Origin of the sequence: Bacillus sp. REN16, from assembly GCF_020731355.1 — a bacterium.
Classification (GTDB): Bacteria; Bacillota; Bacilli; order Bacillales; family Bacillaceae_L; genus Ferdinandcohnia.
On record NZ_JAJFZK010000047.1, the window covers coordinates 1 to 5,020 of the forward strand.

Consider the following 5,020-nt stretch of genomic DNA (forward strand, 5'->3'; position numbering starts at 1 on the left):
ACCGAAGGCAAAGTAAATTAATGCTGAAACAATAATAATACCTGAAAAGAATAATGTTTTATTGAGCTTAGACCAATTTTTCATCCAACCCCAACGTTTACCATTAACATCAAGCCAATAAAGATCCACAAGCAGTGCTATAAGAATTATCAACACGAATGCAAAGTAGCCCATAAAGTATTTACCCCCAATCTATTCTCTTATCCAGAGCGATTATAAAGTTATTCACTTAATATCTAAATAATTCCTGCTAAGATAAACTTGTTTCATTCAGAAACAATATATCCCAACTTACAGACAAAATTTGATACTACGTTATTTATGGGGTAAATTCACTACTTTAAGATTAGCCTGTGAATATAATTTATCTTCCAAGTCAGCGATCCGATTTTGTAAATCAGTAACTTTCTTAGTGAGAATCACATTTTGCTCTAAGATCATTTTCTTATCTTCTACAAGCTCCTTATTCTTCTCTCTAAGACGTTTTATCTGCTCTGCTTGGCTTGAACCCTTTGGTTTACGTTCTTCCCTTTTAGAACTGTTTAAATCGCTTTGTAGCGATTGTGTTTCCTCTATCATTGCCTTTAGATCAGGTCGATTATAAATTGTCTTTCGTGATATATTTGCCTTCTCACTAACACTTTTGATGGTTATAGGATCTTTACCCTTCTTCAACTTTTCAAGAGCTTCTATGACCTTCTCTGTCGTTCTGAGCCTATTTTGCTCTGCCAGAGTTAGTTTTTTCTCATTCGTCATGTTTAGCACCTGCCACTTCTAAAAGAGCCTCTTGGAATTCCTTCTCTGCCAGTTTCTTTTGTAAATCCGAAACATATTTTTCTAACATCCCTTGCTGAAAACGAAGTTTTGTTGTGTAAATGCTCTTATCATTATCAAGAGTATTTAATTCTTGTTCGACTCTTTCGAGCCTTGCTTCGTAAACAGGCAAGTGTCTTGCGGATGCTATGAATTCATGACAGCCCAAGCATACTCCATCTTGTTCGCAGGGTTCACCACGCATTGGGTGATGTAAACACATACCATGAGGTAATAGCTCAATCTTTAATGCTCTTCGCATTTTATCAACTTGATCAGTAGTAAGTCCTTTAAACGGATTTTCTTCGCCTTCCAATGATTCCAGTACGATTTTATTGGTCGTTGTGACTGGAATTTCACCTGATAAAATATCCTTGATAACCTCTTGTTTTTGTCCTTTGGTATGGTCATAAGTCTCAGTCATCATAATAGACTTATGATTCATCATTTCAGCTACATCGTGGAGTTTCATTCCACCTTTAAGGGCATAAGTCGCAAATATATGTCTGAAATAGTGTTGTGTAAGTTTTAAAAGATTTCCTTTTTCATCACGCAAATCATGCTTTTTAATAAAGGGATTCAATCTTTTTGCTGTCCAGTTAGAGTGACTCGCAATGGTGATTGGATCTTTTCTTCTGTTTGTATAAGTTAAGAAGAGATATGGTTCACCGAACTGCCTTATCAAAGGCTTTGAGTGTTTCTCTAAGGCTCTAATTGCTTCAACTACTATTTCATTCGCAGGTCTTGTTACCCGTTCTGGCGTTTTTTGTGTTTTCGAAGTCAGATAAGTTATTTGGTACTCACCATTTATTACACTTAAACAGCCTTCTTGAATTAGTACAACTTCACTTATACGAAGACCTAACTGAGTGGAAAGAAGGATACTTGCAGAAGTAAGGACATCCTCACCCTTTTCAAGCTGTTCTCTTGCCGTTTTAATTAGGCTGTTAATAACTTCTTCTTCGGGTAGAACCTTGTTGGTTACACCAAACTTCGTACCCTCTTTAAGCGTTTTGTTATTAATGATTAATTCATTGTATATGCTGTTTATTTTGGTAGTGTTTGTCGGCACTTCCCAATCTCTTTGACCGCCTCGAATTAACAATTCTTTTACCACTTGTGCCGATTTTTTAATACTCATTGGACTAAGAGGTGTTCCTCTTTCACTAATGGCTTTAAGCAAGTATTGAAAGTATTCTCGGATCGTGTTGTCCGTAAAGTCTTGAAAAGACTCAATACTATGATTTTNTCTCGGATCGTGTTGTCCGTAAAGTCTTGAAAAGACTCAATACTATGATTTTCATTTAAAAAGTCAATAAGTTGCTTAAATGCTGAATGCTTCCGTTTCACTGAATTGAAACCGTTCATGAGTAATTCCGAATGAATATACTTTTTAATCGTAATCTTGATAGATTCCCATTGACTAAAAGAAGTAAAGTCTATTCGAAATTTGGCATCATTCCAATGTGGAGCTTCCACAAAGCCTTTAAAGTCCCAAATATCATCTGAGAATTTGTTATTGCCACAACGAGCTTCTTTTACAGATTTAGACGGTGTGTAGTCAACCAAAGGCAAATTATTGTTTATTGTCATTTGACCATCCCCCCTTGTTGAAGGGCTTCTAAACGGCTGACAATCACTTCTAAAGCCTTCTCAGTCTCGTTTAAGAGGTAATCACTACCCATGAGGTCTTGTGCCATATATCGTTCCTTATCTGCCCTTATACGCCCCAAATGATCCTTATGAGCTTCAAGGAATTCAGGAGTGGTAATAAACTTCGGGCAAAATAAACAAGCATTCGGCTTTTTACAATTTACAACCTTTTTGTTTATCGGTTTAGCACATACACCATCTGGAAGCTGTGCCATTAAGCGTTTTTCGGTATCAAGTTTTTTACCATTTTCATCTACAATGTCATCAACCTTACGTTCTACAAGTCCAATAAAACCAATCTTTTTATACTCTTTCGTGAGTTTGTCATTTCGGACTTTGGCATATAGGCGAGTAGANCGTGAGTTTGTCATTTCGGACTTTGGCATATAGGCGAGTAGAGTGCATAGACTCATGCCCCAAATACTGCATAACCTCAAACGTACTAAGACCGTTATTTAGAAGATCGGTTCCAATTTGATGACGGAATTGGTGAAACGTTATTACCGCCAAATCACCGTTGCTATCCCGAATATCAAACCGTTTAATAAACTTATCTCTCAACCAATCCCTTGCAGTTACTTGTCTCAAAGGCTTGTATTTCTTGTTTATAGGTTGAAAATAATAAAATAATTTGTCGGTCTTCAATTCAGAACGAAGTTCTTCCGTAGCTTGAATTAACATTTTAATTGCTACCGAAACCTCTTTGCTAACAGGAATAAACCTTTCGGTCTCATTTTTTGAACTAACTACTTCCAGAAGATATTTCTTCAATAAGTCTCTTCTTAAACAGTCTTTATTTAAGTTTAAAGCCTCTGTTAAACGTACTCCTGTATGTCTAACGACAGTAACTAAAGTCCAAAGAACAACATCATTTAAGCATTCTAAAGTTGGCTGTAATGTTGATTTCATTTGGCGAAGTGAAGAATCAATCGAATCCATTACATTGTCATCAATAAGCATACTTTTCAACGAGTCCTCTGTTTGTAAAGTACGTTGTTCAGTTCCATCAAACACTTCGTAAAGTGGAAATCCACCCCACTCAAAGAGTTGACCATGCTTAATATGATGTTTCAATGAAGCTAACGATATAGCTCTCGTTTGCGGTTTATTTACATTTGCTAATAAGTAGTGAATAAACCCTTCTACAATATCAAATGTAAGTTCCTCAAACGTATCAAGAACAATATCATAACCCTCTAAATACTCAAAGAATACCTCTAACGAATAGTTGTATCTGTGTAATGTTGAGAGTTTAAGCCTACCAATTGTAATCGACTCTTTTGTAATCTTCTTAATCGTTTCCTTAAACCATTCATTCGGTAAAAAATCAAACCGAAATGTGTAAGGAGACAAATCCTCACTTGCAGGAAATACCCAAGTGTCTTTACTCATATCAATAAGAGGAAGTACATTAGTCAAGTAGCTCACCCCTCTTACTTTCTAAATAACGCTCATGAGCCATTGCTAATGTCTTAACAGAAGGCTTTGCGTATTTAGCTGTAGTAGCGATGCTCTGATGTCCTAATCGTTCTCTTATGACATTTACATCCACTCCAATATCCTGTAATTCGGAAGCGTGTGTATGTCTCAAAGAATGTGGTGTTAAACGGAAGTATTCAATTCCACTTTCCTCTTGAATTTCATTTAACACATCTTCCACCGAGGTTCTACCAATCGGTTCTCCTAAATTACTCGTAGAGTGTGACACAAAGATATAATCAATATCATCTTTTTGAGGGCGATGGAATAGAACATAATCCTCTAACGCCTGTAACAATTTCCATGACACAGGTATGGTTCTTTCGCCTGATTTCAATTGCCTATCAAGGGGTTCATTTTCCCTCTCAATTAGATAAATATTACCTGTTTTCTCTGTTGGATCAGGATAGTCATAATCACTAATTCTAAGGTGTAATAGCTCAGACACCCTAAATCCCGTTTCATATAACACTCGAAACATCAGCTTGTTCCGAAACATTAAAGATTCGTTTTTCCCCCAAAGCATATCAACAGCTTGGTAATACTTCTGCACCGTATTAGAATATAGTCTCTTTCTGTCACTTTTCTTTTTTAACTTTCTTCTAAAGTAACTTTGAAGACCTTTATCCCAATTCTTCGTTACATGACGTAAATAACCTCTGTTCTGATGTGGTGCATAGCCTCTTACTTTGACTAATGGTGATTCTTCTACAAATCCCCCAATAGCTTCAAAGTGTCTGAAAAACGAGCTTAATGTTGCCAAGTATCTATTAAGCGTTGCAGGGGCAACTCTCCCACTTGGTTTTCTGCTGTCGATGTATTCAATGAAACTGGTTATGGATGATGGCTTCACTTCATAGAACTTTAACCCTTCCCGTTCAAGCCATAGATAGAAGATCTTCAAATCATCTAAATAACTTTTTACCGTATTGGGTGACAATCCTTTGCTTTCCAGAGTATTCGTAAAATCTAAAACCTCTGAAATAATCCTCATGTTAGAATCCACTAACACAAAGGATGACAGGGTTTTTTCAACCTTCAAGGCACTCCCCTCCACTCAAAGGAGAAAGGCAAA

Annotated in this window: 4 protein-coding genes; all 4 read right to left on the minus strand. The window is 36.5% G+C overall.

Annotated features, from left to right (window positions below; all coding sequences use genetic code 11):
• Nucleotides 1-315: 315 nt before the first annotated feature.
• Complete coding sequence (locus LKW28_RS22645) at nucleotides 316-756, minus strand: DUF6262 family protein (RefSeq protein WP_107920283.1); 441 nt, start codon at nucleotides 754-756, stop codon at nucleotides 316-318.
• A complete protein-coding gene (locus LKW28_RS22650; RefSeq protein WP_229142678.1) occupies nucleotides 746-1,954 on the minus strand; it encodes a site-specific integrase in 1,209 nt (402 codons plus the stop codon). The genes LKW28_RS22645 and LKW28_RS22650 overlap by 11 nt, the downstream gene beginning before the upstream one ends.
• Nucleotides 1,955-2,790: 836 nt before the next feature.
• Nucleotides 2,791-3,885 (minus strand): tyrosine-type recombinase/integrase, encoded by a 1,095-nt coding sequence (locus tag LKW28_RS22655; RefSeq protein WP_229142679.1) that lies wholly within the window; start codon nucleotides 3,883-3,885, stop codon nucleotides 2,791-2,793.
• Nucleotides 3,878-4,987, minus strand: a complete 1,110-nt coding sequence (locus LKW28_RS22660; protein ID WP_107920280.1) for a tyrosine-type recombinase/integrase — start codon at nucleotides 4,985-4,987, stop codon at nucleotides 3,878-3,880. The genes LKW28_RS22655 and LKW28_RS22660 overlap by 8 nt, the downstream gene beginning before the upstream one ends.
• Nucleotides 4,988-5,020 lie beyond the last annotated feature (33 nt).